Genomic DNA, 22849 nt, shown 5'->3' on the forward strand with positions numbered 1-22849 from the left:
AATTTTAGATATAAAAAAACCGACATAAAGCCGGTTTTTTCTTCACTGTAAAATCAAGTGTCTATTAAAGAGCTTTGATTTGTGCAGCGAAACGAGACTTATGGCGAGCTGCTTTATTCTTGTGAATAAGGCCTTTAGTTGCCATGCGGTCTAGGATAGGTGTAACTACAGCGAATGCAGCAGTTGCAGCTTCTTTGTCGCCTGCTTCGATAGCAGCAACAGTTTTCTTCATGTAAGTACGCATCATTGAGCGACGGCTAGCATTGTGCTGACGACGTTTCTCAGCTTGGATAGCGCGCTTCTTAGCAGATTTACTATTTGCCAAGGGTCTAACTCCCAAAAACTTAGTTCTGTGACAATTTAAGGGCGAGGAATATCCCTCATTTGCGCCTAAATGTCAAATGATTTGTGCAAAAACCCATCTAAACCAAAACAAATTTTGGTGTGAAAGGTTATCGCGGTTAAGATGGCGGGGATTCTAACAGCATTTTTATACCAATGCTAATAATTATCCGCTTAGAACTAACAATAAACGGATATATTTTTGACGTCTATTTAGAGCCTCCACGAGCTTAACAGTATAGGGTTGGCTGTCTTATAGTGATATTCCGAGGTTACAGTGAGTAAACGACTACTCAAGTCAGGCATGATCGTCAGTGCTATGACATTAATTTCCCGCGTTCTGGGTTTAGTTCGCGATGTTGTAGTGGCAAATTTAATGGGGGCAGGAGCAAGCGCTGACGTCTTTTTCTTCGCCAACAAAATTCCGAATTTCTTACGACGTTTGTTTGCTGAAGGGGCTTTTTCTCAAGCGTTTGTCCCTGTTTTAACGGAGAATCACGCTCAAGGTGATATGGACAAAACACGCGAGTTGATTGCTCGTGCTGCCGGTACGTTAGGGGTTATTGTCTCTATTGTTACCGTGCTGGGCGTGCTGGGCTCTGGTGTGGTAACCGCGCTGTTTGGTTTTGGCTGGTTTTTAGATTGGATGCATGGTGGGCCGGCCGCAGAGAAATTTGAGCTAGCCAGTCTGATGCTCAAAATTACCTTCCCTTATTTATGGTTCATCACCTTTGTTGCGCTTTCCGGAGCCATTCTTAACACACTCGGCAAGTTTGCCGTCTCCTCATTCACTCCGGTCTTTTTGAATGTCATGATCATTCTGGCGGCTTGGTTTATTTCGCCACAGATGTCTCAACCGGAAATCGGTCTGGCTATCGGTGTGTTTTTAGGTGGTTTGGTTCAGTTCTTATTCCAAATTCCTTTCCTTATTAAAGCGGGCGTGATGGTTAAGCCTAAGTGGGGGTGGCGCGATCCTGGGGTGGTAAAAATCCGCACGTTGATGATTCCCGCTTTGTTTGGCGTCTCTGTCAGTCAAATCAACCTGCTATTTGATACTTTTATTGCCAGCTTTCTACAAACTGGCTCAATCAGCTGGTTGTATTATTCCGATCGTTTGTTGGAGTTCCCGCTGGGGCTGTTTGGTATTGCGATTGCGACGGTGATTTTGCCTGCGCTGTCTCGTAAACATGTGGACTCGCAGAGCGAAGGTTTTGCACATACCATGGATTGGGGCGTTCGCATGGTTACGCTGCTCGGGATTCCGGCGATGTTGGGTTTGATGGCGTTGGCGAAGCCGATGTTGATGGTTCTATTTATGCGCGGTGAGTTCTCTCCACAAGATGTGCACCAAGCGTCTCTGTCGTTGCTCGCTTACGCATCTGGCCTATTGAATTTCATGTTAATTAAAGTGTTGGCGCCAGGCTATTACTCACGTCAAGACACAAAAACGCCAGTGAAATACGGCATCATCGCGATGGTGACTAACATGGTGTTCAACGCAATTTTCGCCTATTTCTACGGTTACGTCGGTTTGGCTATTGCTACGGCATTGTCAGCGTTCGTCAACATGGCGCTGTTGTACCGAGGTCTGCACATTGCAGGTGTCTATCAAATCACTAAGCGTACCGTCTTCTTTATTATACGTTTGGTTGTTGCTGGCGCTGCGATGGTCGCTGCGATCTTATGGCAATTGGAAGATATGTCGGTTTGGCTAGAGTGGAGCTTTGCTCACCGTAGCGGCATGTTAGGAATGTTAATTGGTCTAGGCGCCGTAGTTTACCTGGCGGTTCTATTTTTGACAGGCGTACGTTTAAAAGACCTAAAAGCTGGGACAGATTGAGGTTGATTAGTATATAATCCGTCAGTTTCACACAGTGCAAAGTAAAAACAGAGGCAGAACGCAGTATCCAATGGAACTGATTAGAGGCATTCATAATATCGCACCACACCATTATGGTTGTGTGTTGACGATCGGCAATTTCGATGGCGTACACAAAGGCCATCAACAAGTATTGCAGCAAGTGTCTGAGCAAGCGGAGAAACTTTCGTTACCGTCGGTTGTGATGACCTTTGAACCTCAGCCAATGGAGCTGTTTGCCAAAGACAAAGCGCCCGCAAGGTTGACGCGACTGCGCGACAAGTTCGTTCAATTAAGCAAGCTCGACATCGATCGTTTGCTTTGCGTCAACTTTAATCGCCATTTTGCCAGCCTGACAGCGGAAGAGTTTATCCGCGACTTGTTGGTCGAGCGTTTGGGTGTTAAGTTTCTTGTCGTTGGTGATGATTTCTGCTTTGGCAAAGGCCGTTTAGGTAACTTTGCTATGTTGCAGGAAGCAGGGGAAAAATACGGCTTTGAAGTCGTCAGTACCCAAAGCTTTTGTTTACAACAGTTACGAGTGAGTAGTACCGCGATTCGCGAAGCCTTAGCTCGTGACGATTTGCATGCCGCTCAAGAGATGCTGGGAAGAGATTACAGCATCAGCGGTCGCGTTTCACACGGAAGAAAGTTAGGAAGAACCATTGGGTTCCCGACGGCCAATATTCCACTGAAGCGTTGTGTTTCTCCGGTTTCCGGAGTCTATGTTGTTCAAGCGCTAGGCTTGGGTGATAAGCCAGTCGGTGGCGTGGCTAATATTGGCCAACGACCTACAGTAAATGGCGTTCGCCAACAGTTAGAAGTACACTTATTTGACTTTCATGCCAATTTATATGGCAAGCAACTAGAAGTGGAACTTTTGCACAAACTTCGAGATGAGCAAAAGTTTGAGTCGTTTGAAGCACTTAAACAACAAATCGAATTGGATGCTGAAGCAGCAAGGGTGTGGCTGCGTCAGCTTAAGAGTTGAACGGTTTATTCCACCGTTCGACATAATGTCTAATTTTCGCCCAATATAACGGAATTAAGAATCGATGAGTGAGTATAAAGATACCCTGAACTTACCTGAAACAGGGTTTCCAATGCGCGGCAACCTGGCTAATCGTGAGCCAGAAATGCTTGAGCGTTGGTACAAAGAAGATCTTTACGGTGAAATCCGTAAAGCTAAAAAAGGCAAAAAGTCATTCGTATTGCACGATGGCCCTCCTTACGCAAATGGTGACATTCACATTGGTCACGCACTAAACAAGATTCTTAAAGACATTATTATTAAATCCAAAACACTTTCAGGTTTTGACGCACCTTACATCCCAGGCTGGGACTGCCACGGTCTGCCAATCGAATTGATGGTAGAAAAGAAAGTAGGCAAACCAGGCCAAAAAGTAACGGCAGCGGAATTCCGCGAAAAATGTCGCGAATACGCAGCAGGTCAGGTTGAAGGTCAGAAAGAAAGCTTCAAGCGTCTTGGCATCATGGGTGAGTGGGATAAGCCATACCGCACTATGGATTTCGCAACTGAAGCGAACATCATTCGTGCGCTTGGTAAAATCGCAAGTAATGGCCACCTATTAAAAGGTTTCAAACCTGTTCACTGGTGTACGGATTGTGGTTCTGCACTTGCGGAAGCAGAAGTAGAATACAAAGATAAAGTATCGCCATCTATCGACGTACGTTTTAAAACAGCGGACGAAGCTGCGCTGCTATCTAAATTTGAATTGACTGAAGGTCACGAAGGTAAGGGTGACGTTTCAATCGTTATCTGGACAACCACTCCTTGGACTCTGCCTGCAAACCGCGCAGTATGTCTACGTGATGATCTTGAATACGTGCTAATCCAAGTTGAGGGTGACAACCCTGAGCGTATTATCGTTGCTGCTGAATTGGCAAAAGATGTGATGGATCGCGCGGGCATCGAGCACTTCCATAACCTTGGTTTTGCGAAAGGTGCGGATCTTGAGCTTTCTCAGTTCCAACACCCATTCTACGATTTCACAGTTCCGGCGATCCTTGGTGATCACGTGACGACTGACTCAGGTACTGGTGTGGTTCACACGGCACCTGGCCATGGTCAGGAAGACTTTGCGGTTGGTCAAAAGTACAACCTAGAAGTGGCAAACCCAGTGGGCTCCAACGGTGTTTACCTACCAGACACTGAGCTTTTTGCTGGCCAGCACGTATTCAAAGCGAATGACGCTGTCGTAGAAACGCTAAAAGAAAAAGGCGCGCTACTACATCATCACGCTTACGAGCATAGCTACCCGCACTGTTGGCGTCATAAGACTCCAATCATCTTCCGCGCAACACCTCAATGGTTCGTATCAATGGACCAAGCTGGCCTACGTGCAAAAGCACTAGAGTCAATCAAAGGTGTTCAGTGGATGCCTGAGTGGGGTCAAAGCCGTATCGAAGGTATGATCGAAGGTCGTCCTGAGTGGTGTATCTCTCGTCAACGTACTTGGGGTGTGCCAATCGCTCTGTTTGTTCATAAAGAAACAGCAGAACTTCATCCAAACACGTTAGAGCTAATTGAAAAAGTAGCGAAGCTTGTTGAAGAAAAAGGCATTCAAGCATGGTGGGATGTAGACGCAGCTGAACTACTAGGCGACGAAGCAGAGCAGTACGAAAAAGTACTAGATACGCTAGACGTATGGTTCGATTCAGGTGTTACGCACTTCTCAGTTGTTGATGCTCGTGAAGAGTACAACGGTAACAGTGCAGACCTATACCTTGAAGGTTCTGACCAACACCGTGGTTGGTTCCAGTCTTCTCTAATTTCATCAATTGCGATGAAAGGTGTCGCGCCATACAAACAAGTTCTGACGCACGGTTTCGTGGTTGATGGTCACGGCCGTAAGATGTCTAAATCTATCGGTAACGTGGTTGCGCCAAAAGACGTAACGAACAAACTCGGTGCAGACATTTTGCGTCTATGGGTTGCTTCTACAGACTACACTGGTGAAGTTGCGGTTTCTGATGAAATCCTAAAACGTTCTGCAGATGCGTATCGTCGTATCCGTAACACAGCGCGTTTCTTCCTAGCGAACCTAAATGGCTTCAACCCAGCAACAGACATCGTTCCAGCTGAAGAAATGGTGGCGCTAGACCGTTGGGCAGTTGGTCGTGCACTTGCTGCGCAAGAAGAGATCATCAAAGCGTACGATGAATACAACATCCACGCCGTAACTCAGCGTCTAATGCAGTTCTGTTCTATCGAGATGGGCTCATTCTACCTAGACGTAATCAAAGACCGTCAGTACACAGCGAAGCAGGGCGGCCACGCTCAACGTAGCTGTCAGACTGCACTTTACTACATCGTAGAAGCACTAGTTCGTTGGATGGCGCCAATCATGTCATTCACCGCAGATGAGATCTGGAACGAGATGCCAGGCGATCGCGAAAAATTCGTGTTCACAGGTGAGTGGTTCGATGGTCTATTTGGTCTAGCGGAAGGTGAAGAGCTGAACAACGAATTCTGGACTGAAATTCAGAAAGTTCGTGGGGCGGTGAACAAACTTCTTGAAGCGGCGCGTGCAGAGAAAACCATCGGTGGTGCACTACAAGCTGAGCTAACTCTATTTGCTGATGACGCACTAGCGGCGAAAATCAACAAGCTAGAAGACGAGTTACGCTTCGTGCTACTGACGTCTGCAGCAGCAGTTAAGCCTTTAAGCGAGAAATCTGACGCGGCACAAGCAACAGACATCGAAGGTCTGTTTGTTGAAGTGAAAGCGACAGAAGCTGAGAAGTGTGATCGTTGTTGGCACCACACGCCAGACGTAGGCACAATTGCGGGTCACGAGAAGATTTGTGGTCGCTGTGTATCTAACGTTGATGGCGAAGGTGAAGTACGTAAATTCGCGTAATTGCCTAGAACGACTGAACTTTTTTTAAAATTAACAGCCCCAGTATTTACTGGGGCTGTTTGTAGGTAAAGTAATGAGTGAAAAAGCACTGACGTTAAAGCAATCAGGTGTACGTTGGCTGTGGCTAGCGATTGTGATTTTTTTGGCCGATATAGGCATTAAATACGTTGTCATGAACAACATGGGATATGGCTGGGCAAACCGAATTGAAATTTTGCCTTTCTTCAATCTTCTCTATGTTCACAACTATGGCGCAGCTTTCAGCTTTTTGAGCGATCAAGCGGGTTGGCAACGTTGGTTGTTTACCGGTATCGCGTTTGTAGTCACAGGTCTTTTGACTTATTGGATGAGTAAGCTTCCTGCAAAAGAAAAGTGGAACAACATTGCTTACGCCATGATTATTGGCGGTGCCGTTGGCAACGTATTTGACCGCGTGATCCATGGTTTTGTGGTCGATTACTTAGACTTCTACTGGGGCAATTATCACTGGCCGGCATTTAACCTTGCTGATATGGCGATTTGTCTTGGTGCGGCGATGATTATCCTAGACGGCTTTCGCAAGAAAGACACAGCAAAAGCCTAAATCGTGGCCATGTATATTGGAAAAGTCGAATAACCCTAAGCGTCGTCCGTTGATTCGTACGACGCTTTTTATTATGTTGGAGCGCAAATCCGCACATCAGTGTATAAAAAGACAAAGCGGATAGACGTAATGACCCAAGAACAAGGAAGCAGTAACGTGACAACAATAACGAATGATTCGATAGTAACCCTGCATTTTACGATCAAAATGAAAGATGGTTCGGTGGCAGACAGCACTCATAATATGGGCAAACCAGCGAAGTTTGTGATGGGTGACGGCAGCCTGAGTGAGAACTTCGAGCAGTGCTTGGTGGGTCTCCAATCTGGTGAGAAAAAAGCGATTGAACTCAAAGCGCAAGATGCTTTTGGTATGCCTAACCCAGACCATATTCATCATATGGATCGCACCAAATTTGTTGGTGAAGCGGAAGTTGAAGTCGGTACTATCATGGCTTTCAGTGGCCCTGATGGTATGGAAATTCCGGGCATCATTACTGAGATTGCTGGCGATTCGGTAACGGTAGACTTTAATCACCCTCTAGCGGGACAAGACGTGACTTTCGAAGTCGAAATTTTGTCAGTAGAATAGCCAACCCAATAAAAGATAATTTCCATGAGCAATGAAATGAAAATCCTATTAGCTAACCCACGCGGTTTTTGTGCTGGTGTTGACCGTGCGATTAGCATCGTAGAGCGTGCGCTAGAGCTGTATCAGCCACCGATTTATGTTCGCCATGAAGTGGTACATAACCGTTTTGTGGTTGAGGGGTTAAAGCAACGAGGCGCTATCTTCGTTGAAGAGCTACATGAAGTGCCTGACAACAACATCGTGATTTTCTCTGCTCATGGTGTATCGCAAGCGGTTCGCCAAGAAGCAAAACAGCGTGATCTGACGGTATTTGATGCAACCTGCCCATTGGTAACGAAAGTTCATATGGAAGTTGCGCGTGCAAGCCGCCGCAATATGGAAGTGGTTCTGATTGGTCACGCTGGTCACCCAGAAGTCGAAGGTACCATGGGTCAGTACTCAAGCGAAACTGGCGGCATGTACTTAGTGGAAACTCCTGCGGACGTTGAGAAACTAAAAGCGATCGTGAAAGATCCATCGGATCTGCACTATGTAAGCCAAACCACATTGTCTGTCGATGAAACCTCTGATGTGATTGAAGAGCTACGCCGCGTATTTCCTGACATCCAAGGTCCACGTAAAGACGATATTTGTTACGCAACACAAAACCGCCAAGATGCCGTGCGAGAGCTGGCTGGTGATGTGGATGTAATGGTGGTTGTGGGTTCTAAGAACTCTTCAAACTCTACTCGTCTTAAAGAGTTGGCTGAGAAACTTGGCACGCCTGGTTACTTGACTGATTGTCCTGAAGATATCAAGCCTGAGTGGTTTGAAGGCAAGACAAAAGTAGGTGTGACAGCGGGTGCTTCTGCGCCAGAAGAGTTGGTGAATCAGATTCTTGAGCGTATCAAAGAGCTAGTGGGTGCACGTTCAGTCGATGAAGTCTTAGGTCGAGAAGAAAACATGTTCTTCGAAGTACCAAAAGAGCTGCAAATCAAGCAAGTGGACTGATATCCATTTATCGAATATTCAAAAGGCGACCTCAAGGTCGCCTTTTTTGATCGCATGTTTCGCTCATATTCGGCACTTAATGGCTGATACCTAGCATCTCTTTGAGTACTTTGAGGTAACGACGGCTTACTGGAATCTCAAAGCCTGTTTTAGTGATGATTTCGGCTAGACCATTTTCCAGCAGCTTGATTTCACTGATGGCCTTAATGCTCACTAAATATTGGCGATGACAACGCACTAAGGGCGTTTTTTCTTCCAGTGTTTTTAACGTGAGCTGAGTGCTTGCTGTTTGGCTGGTGGAACGTACATGCACACCGCTAATATCGCTATAAGCACATTCCACCGTCTCGGTTGCCATGATCACAATCCGATTGTGTCCAATACAAGGAATTTGATCCAAAGTATCGGGTGTAATCGCAGACAGTTGTTGAGTTAACGCTGATTGACTGATCACCTTGTTTAGGCGCTTAACGGTTTTGTTTAAGCGGCATGGGTCGACAGGTTTGAGGAGATAATCAAACGCGTTGTCTTCAAAAGCTTGGATTGCGTATTGGTCATAAGCGGTAACAAAAACCACATACGGCATGGTTTCAGGATCGAGCATGCCAAGCAGCTCAATCCCAGTCACTTGAGGCATTTGGATATCTAAGAACACCACATCAGGTTTGAGCTCGTTGATTTTTTTGAGGCCCAAGATGGCATTGGACGCATCACCGACCACCTCCACTTGACCTGTTTCATCCAAGAGCTCTGCCAGCTCTTCTCGAGCAAACTGTTCATCATCAATGACGAGTGCGGTTAACATCCAACATTACCTTTATTGCTGCTGATTGGGTTTATGATTTCGGGGGAATGATAAAGCTCATTTTAGTAAATTGATGCGTCACACTCGCGATTTTTAGCGCTGAATCACGCCCAAATTGATTAGTGAGACGTTTGTCTACAATTTCCAAGCCTAAACCTGAGTGGTTGTCTTTTGGTGGCTGGAAACTGCCTGCGTTGTCCTCGACTGTAATCAGGTGTCCTTGAGGGTGCACTTCGCTGTAAATTTTAACTTTTCCACCTTCAAGCATATTGGAGATGCCGTGTTTGATGGCATTTTCCACCAAGGGTTGAAGTGTGAAACTTGGCAGCTTGATATCGAGCAACTCTGGGTCGATATCTATTTCTACTTCCAAGCGATCCGTGAAGCGTGCTTTTTCGATACTGAGGTAAGAATTGACGTGTGCAAGCTCTTCTTTCAGCGTCACCGTATTGATGTTCTGTTTTAAGTTACTGCGGAAAAAGTGCGATAAATTTTGAATTAATTCGCGGGCTTTATCTGGATCGCGGCGCGTAATCGCACTGATGGTATTGAGCGCGTTAAACAAAAAGTGAGGGTTTACCTGCGCGTGCAACAGTTTGATTTCTGCCTGCGCTAACAGCGCTTGTTGTTGTTGATAATCGCCATACAAAATTTGACTGGAGAGCAATTGAGCTATCCCTTCTGCCATTGACATGTTGGCGGTTGAGAACAGCTTACGCTTAGGTTCATAGAGTTTGATTGTTCCGATGACCGCTTTACCCGCACGCAATGGAATGATCAACGCCGAACCGAGTTTGCAATCTTTCGCCAAAGAACACTGATACGGACGCTCTGTACCATCAAGGTAGATGATGTCGTTTTTCTCCATCGAATCTAATGTGCTTTGCGATGAAATAGGCGTATTCGGTCTATGGTGGTCATCGCCAATGCCGACAAACGCCAAAATCTTCTCTTGATCAGTAATTGCAACTGCGCCAACTTTGGTTTCTTCGTAAATGATACGAGCGATTTTTTCTGCATTCTCGGTGTTAAAACCGTTGCTCAAAATGCCTACGGAGCGATCGGCGATGGTAAGCGCGCGGCGTGAAAAGGTAGCGGAGTACTTTTCAAAAATGGTTTTTCTATCTTGTAGGATGCTCATGAAAAGTGCGGCACCGAACGAGTTGGCAATGATCATCGGAGCGGCAATCGCTGACACCAGTTCGTAGGCTTGGTCGAAGGGTTTGGCTACCGCCAACAACAAAATCATCTGCACAACTTCGGCAACAAATGTCACGCTGAACACCACACTTGGGTTGAACAGCAATGCGCCCTTGTTGCGTTTGATAAGGTAGACATGTAACAAGCCACCAATCACGCCTTCAGCAGTGGTTGAAATAGCACAGGCTAGGTCGGTAAAGCCACCAAGTGAATAACGATGAATCCCGCCGGTTAAGCCGACAGCAAAACCGACTACTGGCCCGCCGAACAACCCGCCCATGACAGCGCCAATGGCACGCGTGTTGGCGATCGCATCATTGATGTGCAGGCCAAAGTACGTCCCGAGGATACAAAAGCCAGAAAAGAGCACGTAGCAAATTAAACGATGGCTAAGGCGAGACGAAATACTCAGTAGCGGTAAGATGATGGGTGTTTTACTCAGCATGTAAGCCAAGACTAAGTAAACACACATTTGCTGCAAGAGAGAGATAACCAGTTCCATAGCGAACCTAACCTGAAATTAATGTTGTTATTGTATACCTAAACAACCTCAAGGTTTTATCGGCCTTTAAAGTCATTTAGGTATAAAACAAAAAGAGCCTGCAAACGGCAGGCTCCTTGTCTTAACCAGTCAATATGAGGTTGGCTTATGCAGTTTCTGTTACTGTTTGTGGTTTTTCTTCATCCGCCAGTTCAGATTCGCCTTTACCTTTAGAGGTTTTGATAACGTAACCTGTAACGACTAGGGAGAAGATGACACCTGCGATAGTCGACACTTGCATTGGTAGGCCGAAACCTAGTGAGCTGTTGTTCAGAATGAAAGTTACACACACTGTAGTCATGAACATTGCAGGGATAGTCGTAATCCAGTGCAGTTTGTTGTGACGTAGTAGGTAAGCCGACGCAGTCCAAAGCATCATTACCGCAGTTGTTTGGTTTGCGAAGCCGAAGTAACGCCAGATGATGCCAAAGTCTACTTGAGTCAACACACCACCGATAACGAATAGCGGTACAGCCATTAGCAGACGGTTACGTAGTGTTTTCTGTTCCATGTTGAAGTATTCAGCAAGGATTAGACGGCTTGAACGGAATGCTGTGTCACCTGATGTGATTGGTAGGATAACCACACCTAGGAAAGCAATGATACCGCCGAATACACCTAGTAGACCAAATGACGCGCTGTATACCACGTTACCAGGACCACCGTTTTTCACTGCTTCAGAAAGCGCTTCTAGAGAGCCGAAGAATGATAGGGCGATAGCACACCAGATTAGAGCGATAACACCTTCACCAATCATTGCACCGTAGAATACGAAGCGACCGTTTTTCTCGTTTTCCATACAACGCGCCATTAGTGGCGACTGAGTTGCGTGGAAGCCAGAGATTGCACCACAAGCGATAGTGATGAACAGTGCAGGCCATAAAGGCATATCATTTGGGTTTAGGTTAGAGAACATGTCTGTTACTTGGAAATCACCCATCACTGTGTGCTCGCTAGATAGAGCAACCGCAGTCATTAGACCAACCGACATGAAGATAAGTAGTGCGCCAAATAGAGGGTAGAAACGACCGATGATCTTATCTACTGGAACGATTGTCGCGATGATGTAGTAAGCAAAAATAATCACAACCATTGTTGTCATGCTTACGTTTAGGCTGGTTTGATCATTGATTAGGTTTGTGATCATGCCCGCTGGCGCTGATACGAATACCACACCAACAAGAAGCAACAGGACAATGGCAAAGATATTCATAAAGTGTTTTGCGCCATTACCTAGGTAGCGACCAGTAATCGTTGGCACTGATGCACCGCCGTTACGCACTGAAAGCATACCTGAGAAGTAATCGTGTACGGCACCTGCAAAGATACAACCTACAACAATCCAAAGCATTGCGGCTGGGCCGTAAAGTGCACCCATGATTGGGCCAAAGATAGGACCTACACCAGCGATGTTAAGTAGCTGAACTAGGTAAACCTTCTTTGTTGACATTGGAACAAAGTCAACACCATCCGTTTTGGTGTGTGCAGGGGTTTGGCGTTTCTCATTGATGCCGAAAATTTTCTCAACGAAAGCGCCGTAGATGAAGTATCCGCCGATGAGGGCAGCGACACAAGTTAGAAACCACATCATAGCAATTGTCCTTGGTTGGGTAGGGTAATTTTTTAATCTCAGGGTGCATGTTATGCGGCACTTGTGTTAAATGCATTCGCTTAGTAGATGAGTGGTCGAATAGAGTAGCGAGTGGTCGATATACCGATTGAGTGGTTTGTGATGCTAGTGAGTGGCGCGTTTCATCATTAAGTGGTTTAACGGCAGCGTGAGTGGCGAAATCTGGGTGTTGAGCGGCAGATTCTGAGAATTAGTGATAAGCTTGTTTTGAAAACAATCAGTTAAGGAAGAGTTATGAAAAAAGCGACGTTGGGGTTGGCGCTGGTATTATTGGCTGGGTGTGCTGCAACCACGGAAGATCTCGCCAAATCGGGTGATTGGTATCAGATTGGTTATCAAGATGGCATCGCAGGGCACACTTCTCGTAGTGTAAAAGAGCTGAAAACGTTGGGCACTGCTAATCCTGGTGATTATGACCGTGGCTATTTGGAAGGTGTCGCTGAATATTGCAATCCAGACTTTGCTTATCAAATGGGTCTATCTGGCCAATATTATGAGGGTGTCTGTGAGGGCACTGAGCAAGCGCAAAAATTCCGTATGGAATGGCAACGAGGCTGGAACGAATACAGTAATTAATAAATACAGTAATTAACGCCAAGACTCATTCTGTTTCATAATCAAGACGATAGTTTGGCTTGTTGAACTTCTGACAATTCTATCGGATCGCTTTGGTCTACTTGGCTCATTGAGATTGAGTAATAAGTGATATTGAAATATGAAAAAGTACTTTTTAGTTGCGTTAGTATTACTGCCGCTAACCGCAAGTGCCGGCAATGTGCTGAAAGACACGATCAAAGCGAAACGCAAATACGACCATAACAAGCATCAGATTACGAATACGCTCAATAATACCAAGCGGGATATTGAAGATCTCACCAACGGGACTTACGTGCAAAACAAAATGAAACGGGAAGTAAACGAGGCGACACGCCAGTACACGAATAAAGTGGAACGCGTTAAAAATGCCACTGATCCAGACCAGCTCAAGCGTAAGGTGAATAACGAGTTAAATCGCGAATTTGATGAGTGGTTGTATGACGAGGATTGATGCTTGATGTATCAGCTCCGGCAAAAAGATAAGGTGGCCCATGAGCCACCTTTTTACTGTCCAACCTTCTTACATTAGGTCAGTTTGCTTTGTGGCTTTCTACCGCTTTACGCAAGAAGCCGTCTTGATGATGAAGGTGCTGACGTGCGGACTCGATATCAAGATCGGTCAAGATCATTAAGATCGCCAGTTTCACCTCATAATTGGTCTGCTTAAGTACCTCGGTTGCCTCTTCTTTAGTGCACTCCGTCGCCTGCATAACAATGCGAGCAGCACGCGCGACCAATTTGTTGTTGGTCGCTTTCACGTCCACCATCAAGTTTTGGTAGCTCTTACCTAAACGGATCATACTTGCTGTAGTGAGCATGTTGAGCACCAACTTTTGCGCGGTGCCTGATTTTAAGCGAGTGGACCCCGTCAAGGCTTCTGGGCCAACAACGGGACTTATTGCGATATCAGCAATATCTGCGATAGGAGAATCCGGATTGCACGACAACGCAACGGTAGTTGCTCCAATCGTATTCGCGTATTCCAAACCGCCAATCACATAAGGTGTACGACCACTGGCTGCTATTCCTACCAGTACATCATTGCTGCTGAAGTCGATAGCCTTTAAATCTTGCTCACCAAGTTGAGGTGAGTCCTCTGCACCTTCTTTGGCTTTTAGTATCGCTTCTGGGCCACCAGCGATAAGGCCGATCACCATTTTGTCCGATACGCCAAACGTTGGTGGGCATTCCGAGGCATCCAGTACACCTAAACGGCCGCTCGTGCCTGCACCCATATAAATTAAGCGTCCACCCACTTTAAAGGCGTCGGTGATCTTATCGACCGCTTGAGCAATCTCAGGCAACACTTTTTCAACGGCAAGCGGAACGAGTTTGTCCTGTTGGTTGATGCGCTGAACAATATCGAGAGAAGGCAGCAAGTCGATGTCCATGGTATCTGGATTTCGCCCTTCAGATACCAGATGGGATAAAGCTGCGATAAGTGCATCGTTCGTCATAATGAATTAAGCCTTTTTGTTTAGGGTCTATTGCCCTTAATTTTTTGAATAGAGCACACCAAGTGAAGCGAGGCGACTTGCCCCTGTGACTTCCGGTAAATTGCTAGGGAGGCCATGAATATGGCGCTGCGCAAGCCAAGCAAACGCCATTGCTTCCATGTAGTCGCCATCAACGCCTTTATCGGTAGTGGTTGACACATGCCATTGGGGGAGAAGTTCCGTTAAACGTTGCATCAACAGTGGGTTGCGTGCACCGCCGCCGCAAACCAACAGCTGAGGTGTCTCGCCATACGTGAACTTTGTTACGTCATGCGCAATAGTGATCGCGGTGTATTCGCACAAGGTGCGTTGGACGTCTTCGACGGATACATTGTAATTGGCTAACTGGTGATGTAGCCAATCCATGTTGAACAGTTCACGTCCAGTACTCTTCGGGGCTGACATTGTGAGATAAGGCTCTTTAAGTAAATGAGCCAGCAATGCTTCGTTGACGCTGCCTCGCTGGGCAAGTTGCGCGTCTTTGTCGAAACCGTGGCCAGTATGTCGCTCACACCATGCGTCCATCAACATATTGCCCGGCCCTGTATCGTAGCCGTGCACGGGTTGCTGCGGATGCAAAACCGAAATGTTGGCAATGCCGCCGATGTTTAGCACGACCGTTGTGGAATCTTGCATGGCAAAGATGCTTTTGTGAAAAGCGGGAACCAGTGGAGCACCTTGTCCACCCAGCGCCATGTCTTTACGACGAAAATCCGCTACCGTATCAATACCTGTTTTGACCGCGATAATGTTGGCATCGCCCAATTGAGTGGTAAATGGCAAGTCTCCGGTAGGCTGATGGAACACTGTCTGACCGTGATTGCCTATCGCACGAATTTGTTCTGCGACGTAACCAGACTTATTGAGTAGCTGCAACACGGCATCTGCAAATAGGTGGCCGAGCTGGTGGTCAAGTTCACCGATGGCTTTTAAGTTTGTCGCTTGACCGGTACAAACCGATAACAGCATTTCTTTCATCGCCGCAGGCATTGGATAGTCGTCGTGCGCAATTAAGCGAACGTGATTATCTGTAATCTCAACCAGAGCGGTATCAACGCCGTCCATACTGGTTCCAGACATCACACCAATGTACAGTTCGTTAAATTTCATAGCCGATCTCGTCAATTCTTCATTCACTTATTGTAAAGCAAATCTGAAGCGAATAACCTCATCGAATACGAGATATTCAGCCGATTTTGAGGAGAAAAAATGGGACCGTTATGGGTTGACGTTGCGGGTTATGAACTGACCGCAGAAGACAAAGAAATTCTGGAACATCCTACGGTTGGTGGCTTGATCCTATTTACTCGTAACTATCATGATAGTGAACAGCTTCAAGCACTTACTCAATCTATTCGCAAAGCTGTGAAACGCCCATTCCTGATTGGTGTGGATCAAGAGGGCGGGCGAGTACAACGCTTTCGTGAAGGTTTCTCGTTAATCCCTGCCGCCGACGAATACGCCAAACATCACAATGGCGAGGAGCTAGCACGTATGGGCGGTTGGCTAATGGCAGCCGAGTTGATTGCTCACGACATCGATTTAAGCTTTGCACCCGTGCTCGACAAAGGTCATCAATGTAAAGCGATCGGTAACCGTGCATTTGGTGAAGATGCCGATACCATCCTTCGTTATAGCACCGCTTATATGCAGGGTATGAAGAGCGTAGGAATGGCGACGACCGGAAAACACTTCCCGGGTCATGGTGGTGTGATTGCTGACTCACATTTAGAAACGCCATACGACGAGCGCAGCGACATTTTTGAACAAGACATGGCTATCTTCAAAGCGCAAATTGATGCCGGTATTTTAGATGCCATGATGCCTGCTCACGTGATTTTCCCGAACTACGATTCTCAGCCCGCAAGTGGTTCTGAATACTGGTTGAAACACGTTTTACGTCAACAGCTTGGTTTTAAAGGCTTAATTTTCTCCGATGATTTGACGATGGAAGGCGCTGCGATCATGGGAAGCCCCGCTGAGCGTGGGGCTCAAGCCATGAAAGCCGGTTGCGATATGCTATTGATGTGTAATAAGCGTGAAGCACAAGTTGAAGTGTTGGATAACTTGCCTGTTTCAACCGTGCCACTGGCGGATGCACTACTCAAAAAGCAGTCGTTTTCTTTAAGCGATCTCAAATTGTCTCATGAGTGGAAAGCGGCGAGTGAAGCGATGAAACGCTTGACCAGCTAAACCTCTCGTAAACTGTTAAAAACACCAATTAGAAGCCAAAGCTCATTAGACTTTGGCTTTTTCTTTGCATGTAAAATAAAGTTTACGGTAAATGTTTTTTATTGTGTACGCTTGTTTTTCTTTTTTAGCCTGTTATCTTGTCGTTAAGGCTTAGTTGTCTCGCCAAGGATTTGGTTGGGTGTAAAAATAAATATACAGGTTTGAATTATGCAAAAAAGTGAATTGAGCAATATTAACATCAGCGATGAACAGGTTCTTATTACGCCAGATGAGCTAAAAGTGAAGCTTCCTCTTAGTGAAAAGGCGCGCCGTTTTATTCAAGAATCTCGCCAAACCATCGCCAACATCATTCACAAAAAAGACCATCGCCTACTTGTCGTATGTGGACCATGCTCCATCCATGACATTGAAGCCGCAAAGGATTACGCGAAGCGTCTAAAAGCTCTTTCTGAACAACTAAGCGATCAACTGTATATTGTAATGCGTGTTTACTTTGAGAAGCCGCGCACCACGGTCGGCTGGAAAGGCCTGATCAATGACCCACACCTAGACGGCAGCTTCGACATTGAACACGGTCTGCACGTAGGACGTGAACTGCTGGTGGAACTGGCGGAAATGGAAATCCCACTTGCAACCGAAGCTCTTGACCCAATTAGCCCACAATACTTAGCCGATACTTTTAGTTGGGCAGCGATCGGCGCACGCACAACAGAATCACAAACACACCGTGAGATGGCTAGTGGTCTTTCGATGCCGATTGGCTTTAAGAACGGCACAGATGGCAGTTTGGCAACCGCAATCAATGCGATGCAGGCCGCCTCTTCTAGCCACCGCTTTATGGGCATCAACCGTGAAGGTCAAGTTGCGTTGCTCACAACCCAAGGTAACCCGAATGGCCACGTGATCTTACGTGGTGGTAAACAGACGAACTACGACTCAGTATCCGTTACGGAATGCGAACAAGAAATGGCGAAATCAGGTCTTGAAGCGTCATTGATGGTGGATTGCAGCCATGCAAACTCACGCAAAGATTACCGTCGTCAGCCATTGGTCGCAGAAGATGTGATTCACCAAATCCGTGAAGGGAACAAGTCGATCATCGGTTTGATGATCGAGAGCCACATCAATGAAGGTAATCAATCTTCTGAGCTGGCGTTGGATGAGATGAAATACGGCGTATCTATCACTGACGCTTGTATTAATTGGGAGTCAACTGAGGCACTATTACGTCATGCACACGAAGAGCTGGTGCCTTTCTTAGAAAACCGCCTTAAAGGCTAAAACGGAACTTATTTAAGGAACATCAATGGCAGTTGAACTTAACGCATTGCGCGATCAGATTGATGCAGTCGACAAACAAATGCTTGAGCTTTTGGCTCAGCGTTTAGCGCTGGTAGAAAAAGTTGGGGAAGTAAAAAGTGAACACGGTTTGCCTATTTATGCCCCTGATCGTGAAGCGGCGATGCTGGCGTCTCGCCGAGCAGAAGCTGAGAAAATGGGTGTCCCACCTCAGCTTATCGAAGACATTCTTCGTCGTACCATGCGTGAGTCTTATGCCAGCGAGAAAGATTCCGGTTTTAAGTGTTTGAACCCAGAATTACGCTCAGTGGTCATTATTGGTGGTAATGGCCAGTTAGGCGGTCTGTTTGGCCGCATGTTCAAGCTATCAGGTTACCAAGTGAAAGTTTTGGGTAGCAAAGATTGGGATCGTGCGGATGAGATTCTCAAAGACGCAGGCCTAGTGGTTGTCACCGTACCGATTCACCTGACGGAAGGGGTGATTGAAAAACTGGGCAACTTGCCACAAGACTGCATTCTGTGTGACCTGACGTCTATCAAGTCAAAGCCGCTGCAAGCGATGTTGAATGTGCACGCTGGACCTGTGGTTGGTTTACACCCGATGTTCGGCCCTGATGTTCCTAGCCTTGCCAAGCAGGTGATTGTTTACTGTGATGGGCGTGGTAACGAGCAATACCAATGGTTGTTGCAACAGTTTGGTATTTGGGGCGCGAGCTTGTGTCAGATTGATGCGCAAGAGCACGACCATGGCATGACGTTAATCCAAGCGCTGCGCCACTTCACGTCATTTGCTTACGGAATGCACCTTAGCAAAGAGAACCCGAATATTGAGCAACTGTTGAAACTGAGCTCGCCAATTTACCGTCTTGAATTGGCAATGGTGGGGCGTCTGTTTGGTCAGGATCCAAATCTCTACGGTGACATCATTCTCGCATCGCAAGAGAACATCGATATGATCAAGCGTTTCCATCAACGCTTTGGGGAAGCGCTTGCGATTTTAGACAGCAAAGACAAGGCCAAATTTGTAGAAAGTTTTGAGCAGGTGAGTGATTGGTTTGGCCAATACTCTCAACAATTTATGAACGAGAGCCAAAACTTACTGAAACAGGCGAATGACAATATCCATCGTGGATAATGTTATCCTCTTAAAAGAAAAGAGCAGCTCTAGGCTGCTCTTTCTATTTCAAGGAATGACATCAGTTAATAATCGTTTCGTTGTTGTCTTCACTAGAAACTGTATTAATCGTTGTGTCGCGGTAGGGTGAGTTAGTTAAGTTGATTTGTAGACGCACTACATTATCAATCAACTGAACTAATGGACCCCATTTCACCATCTTCTCTTTCTCAAACACGTAGTTGAAGTTTTCTGGCGTCCACTCCATTAGTGATTGAGGGTTAAGTGTGCGACCTAGAAATCTCACTTCATAGTGCAAATGTGGGCCGGTTGAATTTCCTGAATTACCACATTGCGCAATGACATCACCTTTACTAACAAACTGGCCGCTTTTGACATTGAACTTGTTCAAGTGAGCGAAAGAGCTAGAGAAACCAAAAGAGTGACGAAGGGTGAGGTAGTTACCATAACCTTTGTTTCCTGGGCGTACGGTTTCAACCACACCGTCTGCAGGCGCGAGGATTTCTTCACCGCGCTTACAGGTCAAATCGATACCGGTATGCACGTGTCTTCTACCTGAGATAGGATTGATCCGACTGCCGTAAGAAGAAGAGATTCGTTGATACGTCACTGGGCTATCATTCGGAATCAAACGGAACATGGTCGCACGAACCGCAGAATCTATAGCTGCCGCATCAATTCGCTCTTCTAAGGCGAGGTTGTTCTCATCGATAGACAGCTCTTCATCAGCAAGGCCGAGTACCGATTCCACATCAAATACGCGCTTTCCGAGCAGCTGAATCTGGTTGTTCTTGTCCGTCAAAGCTTGAGAGAGTGAGTGGTTGGTATCCAATTGCTCTTCATAGAGCGCTGTGATTTCCGCTTTCTCGCTTTCTAGTTTGGTAATGGTTTGCGCCAGCGTTGTCTGATTATGAATCTGTTGCTGGTTCAAATACCAAGCCCCGCCGACAACGGCAGGTAAGGCGATGATCGAAGTTAATATGGTTAGGACCGAACCGCGGCCCAAATAAAATTGCTGATCACCGTTTTTAGTGGGGATCTGCATGATGATTTTTTTAGACATAATTATTGTTACTTAAATAGGCGTTGATTTATTTTTCCCCTAAATCGGAAAGATGGTCTAACTCTCGATTCAGAAGTTCGTTATTGCCTACATTCAATTCGATAAATCGTTTTAATTGGCTAATGCTTTCAATGCCGATGTTGGTGATCTTGAGCCGTATTTGGTCTTGAGCGACGTCTACGATCTGTGCCGTTAACGTAATCTCTTGTTCAGACTGGTGGAACGAGAAACCGACATCAACTAAAAGTGCAGGATTCAATGTATCTAAGCCTTCGGCTTGTAAGAGCAAACCATGTAAGGAAAGATCTTGAATCGTAGCGTTAAGTCTCAAATCACGTTGTTCTAACTGAGCTGGAGCTTGGTAGATGATGCGTGAAAAGCGTCTTTTCTCCGTCATATTGCGCTCTCTAAGGCATTTAAACAGATTGAATAGTATATCAAGAAGAACAAAAAGTGTTCGAATGTTGTTTAAAAACTGTCGAGAACGCTACAGAGTTACGTAAGTACACGGTCATGTTTTTCACTGACCCAATGACTCTCAAATCATCAAATACCTTAATAACGCCAATCAAAATGGCCCAGAAAGGCGCTTTTAACTGGCTGGGGTATACGACAAAGGCCGCTATGATAGCGGCCTTTGTATAAATTACCAACAGACTTTCCAGAAAGCGTAAGTTTCGGTGTCAGTCTGTCGTAATCATTATTTTGCAATACGTTTGTATTTGATGCGGTGCGGCTCTGCAGCTTCAGGACCCAACGTTTTCTTCAACCAATCCATGTACTCAGTGTAGTTACCTTCGTAGAAGTTAACTTGGCCTTCGTCACGGTAGTCGATGATGTGCGTTGCAATACGGTCTAGGAACCAACGGTCGTGCGAGATAACCATTGCACAGCCCGGGAACTCTAGTAGTGCTTCTTCTAAAGCACGTAGCGTTTCAACGTCAAGGTCGTTGGTTGGTTCGTCGAGTAGTAGTACGTTACCGCCCGCTTTAAGCAGTTTTGCTAGGTGTACACGGTTACGTTCACCGCCAGATAGCTCGCCAATCACTTTCTGTTGGTCTGAGCCTTTGAAGTTGAAACGTGAACAGTACGCACGCGCAGGGATTTCAAAGTTGTTGATCTTGATGATGTCAGCGCCTTCAGAAATCTCTTGGAATACCGTGTTCTTATCGTTCATTGAATCACGGAACTGCTCAACAGATGCGAGTTTCACTGTGTCACCCATCTCAATGGTACCTGAGTCAGGTTGTTCAGTGCCGCTTAGCATCTTGAATAGCGTTGATTTACCCGCGCCGTTGGCACCGATGATACCCACGATCGCACCTTTAGGCATGTTGAACGATAGGTCATCAATCAGAACGCGACCGTCAAACGACTTAGTCAGGTTCTTCACTTCAATCACTTTGTCACCTAGACGCTCACCTGGTGGGATGAACAGCTCGTTGGTTTCGTTACGTTTTTGGTGCTCAGTGTTTTGTAGCTCTTCAAAGCGCGCCATACGTGCTTTAGATTTTGCTTGGCGACCTTTAGGGTTTTTACGTACCCATTCAAGTTCTTTCTCGATAGTCTTTTGGCGAGCGCTTTCTTGTGATGCTTCTTGTTGTAGACGTGCATCTTTCTGCTCTAGCCAAGAGGTGTAGTTACCTTCCCATGGAATACCTTCACCACGGTCAAGTTCAAGAATCCAACCTGCTGCGTTGTCTAGGAAGTAACGGTCGTGGGTGATCGCCACAACAGTGCCAGAGTAATCCACTAGGAAGCGTTCTAGCCATGCAACCGACTCTGCATCCAAGTGGTTGGTTGGTTCGTCGAGTAGTAGCATGTCTGGTTTCGATAAAAGCAGACGACAAATTGCTACACGGCGACGTTCACCACCAGATAGGTGAGCGATTTTTTGGTCCCACTCAGGTAGACGAAGTGCATCTGCCGCACGCTCTAGCGTGTTTTCTAGGTTGTGGCCGTCTTTTGCTTGGATCAGAGCTTCTAGTTCACCTTGCTCTTTCGCTAGGGCATCAAAGTCTGCATCTGGTTCTGCGTATGCAGCGTACACAGCGTCAAGACGTTTCAGTGCGTCAGCAACGTCAGCAACTGCTTCTTCAACGACTTCACGAACGGTTTTCGATTCATCGAGTACTGGTTCTTGCGGTAGGTAGCCAACGTTTAGGCCCGGTTGTGGACGTGCTTCACCGTCGATATCCGTGTCGATACCAGCCATGATACGTAGCAGGGTAGATTTACCTGCACCGTTCAGACCTAAAACACCGATTTTCGCACCAGGGAAGAAGCTCAGAGAGATGTCTTTAAGAATTTGACGCTTAGGTGGCACAATTTTGCTCACCCGCGACATGGTATATACGTATTCAGCCATTGCCGATCGTTCCTAAATTAACTGTCATTCAAACCCACTATTTTATACCAACTCCCTTTGTTTTGTTACCGGATTGCAAGAATTTCCCTATGGATGAGATTTCTTATTTTCAGCTGACCGGAAACTTACACGGTTAGGGTATACACTTTTGTTATTCGCTTTGATTTTAGGAGCGTCTGCATTGCTTATTGGGAACATCATGCCTCTATTGTCTTAAAAGTTTCACGAGTACAAATTTTAATACACCAAGTTGTTTTACAGTGATAGCCGCATTCCAAAC

The 22849-nt window shown here is 46.2% G+C and carries 20 protein-coding genes; 11 read left to right on the plus strand and 9 right to left on the minus strand.

What is annotated here, in order from left to right:
* Positions 1-64: 64 nt before the first annotated feature.
* On the minus strand, positions 65-325 hold the full coding sequence (gene rpsT, locus ACYJZR_RS02485; protein WP_005381938.1) for a 30S ribosomal protein S20: 261 nt from the start codon (positions 323-325) through the stop codon (positions 65-67).
* A gap of 294 nt (positions 326-619) precedes the next feature.
* On the opposite strand from rpsT, the gene murJ reads away from it, so the two are divergent.
* The 6 genes from murJ to ispH all read left to right on the plus strand — a co-directional run bounded on the left by murJ (position 620) and on the right by ispH (position 8242).
* Positions 620-2182, plus strand: coding sequence for a murein biosynthesis integral membrane protein MurJ (murJ, locus tag ACYJZR_RS02490; protein WP_193245242.1), 1563 nt, complete (start codon positions 620-622; stop codon positions 2180-2182).
* A gap of 70 nt (positions 2183-2252) precedes the next feature.
* Positions 2253-3188, plus strand: a complete 936-nt coding sequence (ribF, locus tag ACYJZR_RS02495; RefSeq protein ID WP_005477935.1) for a bifunctional riboflavin kinase/FAD synthetase — start codon at positions 2253-2255, stop codon at positions 3186-3188.
* 64 nt (positions 3189-3252) lie between these two features.
* On the plus strand, positions 3253-6081 hold the full coding sequence (ileS, locus tag ACYJZR_RS02500; RefSeq protein WP_461715839.1) for an isoleucine--tRNA ligase: 2829 nt from the start codon (positions 3253-3255) through the stop codon (positions 6079-6081).
* Positions 6082-6154: 73 nt separating this feature from the next.
* Positions 6155-6664, plus strand: coding sequence for a signal peptidase II (gene lspA, locus ACYJZR_RS02505; RefSeq protein WP_005460289.1), 510 nt, complete (start codon positions 6155-6157; stop codon positions 6662-6664).
* A 156-nt stretch (positions 6665-6820) separates the two neighbouring features.
* Entirely contained in the window at positions 6821-7252 is a 432-nt protein-coding gene (gene fkpB / locus ACYJZR_RS02510) for an FKBP-type peptidyl-prolyl cis-trans isomerase (RefSeq protein ID WP_024702563.1), read from the plus strand.
* Between the two features lie 24 nt (positions 7253-7276).
* The gene (ispH, locus tag ACYJZR_RS02515) at positions 7277-8242 is read left to right on the plus strand and encodes a 4-hydroxy-3-methylbut-2-enyl diphosphate reductase (RefSeq protein ID WP_193245244.1); all 966 of its coding nucleotides are present in this window, start codon (positions 7277-7279) and stop codon (positions 8240-8242) included.
* A 76-nt stretch (positions 8243-8318) separates the two neighbouring features.
* Here ispH and btsR read toward each other — a convergent pair whose 3' ends face one another.
* The 3 genes from btsR to ACYJZR_RS02530 all read right to left on the minus strand — a co-directional run bounded on the left by btsR (position 8319) and on the right by ACYJZR_RS02530 (position 12379).
* The gene (btsR, locus tag ACYJZR_RS02520) at positions 8319-9047 is read right to left on the minus strand and encodes a two-component system response regulator BtsR (RefSeq protein ID WP_005460295.1); all 729 of its coding nucleotides are present in this window, start codon (positions 9045-9047) and stop codon (positions 8319-8321) included.
* Positions 9048-9078: 31 nt separating this feature from the next.
* Positions 9079-10749 (minus strand): LytS/YhcK type 5TM receptor domain-containing protein, encoded by a 1671-nt coding sequence (locus ACYJZR_RS02525; RefSeq protein ID WP_461715840.1) that lies wholly within the window; start codon positions 10747-10749, stop codon positions 9079-9081.
* Positions 10750-10894: 145 nt separating this feature from the next.
* Positions 10895-12379: a carbon starvation CstA family protein gene (locus ACYJZR_RS02530; protein WP_029796805.1), complete on the minus strand. Its 1485-nt coding sequence runs from the start codon at positions 12377-12379 to the stop codon at positions 10895-10897.
* A gap of 273 nt (positions 12380-12652) precedes the next feature.
* On the opposite strand from ACYJZR_RS02530, the gene ACYJZR_RS02535 reads away from it, so the two are divergent.
* Both ACYJZR_RS02535 and ACYJZR_RS02540 read left to right on the plus strand, forming a co-directional pair.
* Positions 12653-12994, plus strand: coding sequence for a DUF2799 domain-containing protein (locus ACYJZR_RS02535; protein ID WP_005460271.1), 342 nt, complete (start codon positions 12653-12655; stop codon positions 12992-12994).
* Positions 12995-13133: 139 nt separating this feature from the next.
* Complete coding sequence (locus tag ACYJZR_RS02540; RefSeq protein WP_140334419.1) at positions 13134-13466, plus strand: hypothetical protein; 333 nt, start codon at positions 13134-13136, stop codon at positions 13464-13466.
* Between the two features lie 79 nt (positions 13467-13545).
* Here ACYJZR_RS02540 and murQ read toward each other — a convergent pair whose 3' ends face one another.
* Positions 13546-14472: an N-acetylmuramic acid 6-phosphate etherase gene (gene murQ / locus ACYJZR_RS02545; RefSeq protein WP_021822970.1), complete on the minus strand. Its 927-nt coding sequence runs from the start codon at positions 14470-14472 to the stop codon at positions 13546-13548.
* A 36-nt stretch (positions 14473-14508) separates the two neighbouring features.
* Positions 14509-15621 carry an anhydro-N-acetylmuramic acid kinase gene (locus tag ACYJZR_RS02550; protein ID WP_140389119.1) on the minus strand — a complete coding sequence of 371 codons (1113 nt, stop codon included), beginning with the start codon at positions 15619-15621 and terminating at the stop codon, positions 14509-14511.
* 99 nt (positions 15622-15720) lie between these two features.
* Between ACYJZR_RS02550 and nagZ the strand changes: the two genes are divergently transcribed.
* From nagZ to tyrA, 3 genes are all read left to right on the plus strand, one after another.
* On the plus strand, positions 15721-16704 hold the full coding sequence (gene nagZ, locus ACYJZR_RS02555) for a beta-N-acetylhexosaminidase (RefSeq protein WP_025505049.1): 984 nt from the start codon (positions 15721-15723) through the stop codon (positions 16702-16704).
* Positions 16705-16911: 207 nt separating this feature from the next.
* Positions 16912-17985, plus strand: a complete 1074-nt coding sequence (locus ACYJZR_RS02560; RefSeq protein ID WP_005477886.1) for a 3-deoxy-7-phosphoheptulonate synthase — start codon at positions 16912-16914, stop codon at positions 17983-17985.
* A 25-nt stretch (positions 17986-18010) separates the two neighbouring features.
* A complete protein-coding gene (gene tyrA, locus ACYJZR_RS02565; protein WP_020904200.1) occupies positions 18011-19138 on the plus strand; it encodes a bifunctional chorismate mutase/prephenate dehydrogenase in 1128 nt (375 codons plus the stop codon).
* A 61-nt stretch (positions 19139-19199) separates the two neighbouring features.
* Here the strand turns inward: tyrA and ACYJZR_RS02570 are convergent, their stop codons facing one another.
* The 3 genes from ACYJZR_RS02570 to ettA form a co-directional block, all read right to left on the minus strand.
* Entirely contained in the window at positions 19200-20201 is a 1002-nt protein-coding gene (locus ACYJZR_RS02570) for a M23 family metallopeptidase (protein WP_005477915.1), read from the minus strand.
* Positions 20202-20229: 28 nt separating this feature from the next.
* Complete coding sequence (locus tag ACYJZR_RS02575) at positions 20230-20598, minus strand: PilZ domain-containing protein (RefSeq protein WP_005497212.1); 369 nt, start codon at positions 20596-20598, stop codon at positions 20230-20232.
* Positions 20599-20901: 303 nt separating this feature from the next.
* Entirely contained in the window at positions 20902-22569 is a 1668-nt protein-coding gene (ettA, locus tag ACYJZR_RS02580) for an energy-dependent translational throttle protein EttA (RefSeq protein WP_005460278.1), read from the minus strand.
* Between the last annotated feature and the right edge of the window lie 280 nt (positions 22570-22849).

The organism is Vibrio sp. RC2502, from assembly GCF_054850435.1.

What these genes read in the sequence shown, in the direction of transcription:
- ACYJZR_RS02570 (WP_005477915.1), bottom strand. Translation starts at nt 20,201, where the DNA reads ATGTCTAAAAAAATCATCATGCAGATCCCCACTAAAAACGGTGATCAG.
- ettA (WP_005460278.1), bottom strand. Translation starts at nt 22,569, where the DNA reads ATGGCTGAATACGTATATACCATGTCGCGGGTGAGCAAAATTGTGCCA.
- ACYJZR_RS02525 (WP_461715840.1), bottom strand. Translation starts at nt 10,749, where the DNA reads ATGGAACTGGTTATCTCTCTCTTGCAGCAAATGTGTGTTTACTTAGTC.
- ACYJZR_RS02560 (WP_005477886.1), top strand. Translation starts at nt 16,912, where the DNA reads ATGCAAAAAAGTGAATTGAGCAATATTAACATCAGCGATGAACAGGTT.
- lspA (WP_005460289.1), top strand. Translation starts at nt 6,155, where the DNA reads ATGAGTGAAAAAGCACTGACGTTAAAGCAATCAGGTGTACGTTGGCTG.
- murQ (WP_021822970.1), bottom strand. Translation starts at nt 14,472, where the DNA reads ATGACGAACGATGCACTTATCGCAGCTTTATCCCATCTGGTATCTGAA.
- ispH (WP_193245244.1), top strand. Translation starts at nt 7,277, where the DNA reads ATGAGCAATGAAATGAAAATCCTATTAGCTAACCCACGCGGTTTTTGT.
- ribF (WP_005477935.1), top strand. Translation starts at nt 2,253, where the DNA reads ATGGAACTGATTAGAGGCATTCATAATATCGCACCACACCATTATGGT.
- nagZ (WP_025505049.1), top strand. Translation starts at nt 15,721, where the DNA reads ATGGGACCGTTATGGGTTGACGTTGCGGGTTATGAACTGACCGCAGAA.
- ileS (WP_461715839.1), top strand. Translation starts at nt 3,253, where the DNA reads ATGAGTGAGTATAAAGATACCCTGAACTTACCTGAAACAGGGTTTCCA.
- tyrA (WP_020904200.1), top strand. Translation starts at nt 18,011, where the DNA reads ATGGCAGTTGAACTTAACGCATTGCGCGATCAGATTGATGCAGTCGAC.
- ACYJZR_RS02550 (WP_140389119.1), bottom strand. Translation starts at nt 15,621, where the DNA reads ATGAAATTTAACGAACTGTACATTGGTGTGATGTCTGGAACCAGTATG.
- ACYJZR_RS02575 (WP_005497212.1), bottom strand. Translation starts at nt 20,598, where the DNA reads ATGACGGAGAAAAGACGCTTTTCACGCATCATCTACCAAGCTCCAGCT.
- btsR (WP_005460295.1), bottom strand. Translation starts at nt 9,047, where the DNA reads ATGTTAACCGCACTCGTCATTGATGATGAACAGTTTGCTCGAGAAGAG.
- ACYJZR_RS02535 (WP_005460271.1), top strand. Translation starts at nt 12,653, where the DNA reads ATGAAAAAAGCGACGTTGGGGTTGGCGCTGGTATTATTGGCTGGGTGT.
- ACYJZR_RS02540 (WP_140334419.1), top strand. Translation starts at nt 13,134, where the DNA reads ATGAAAAAGTACTTTTTAGTTGCGTTAGTATTACTGCCGCTAACCGCA.
- ACYJZR_RS02530 (WP_029796805.1), bottom strand. Translation starts at nt 12,379, where the DNA reads ATGATGTGGTTTCTAACTTGTGTCGCTGCCCTCATCGGCGGATACTTC.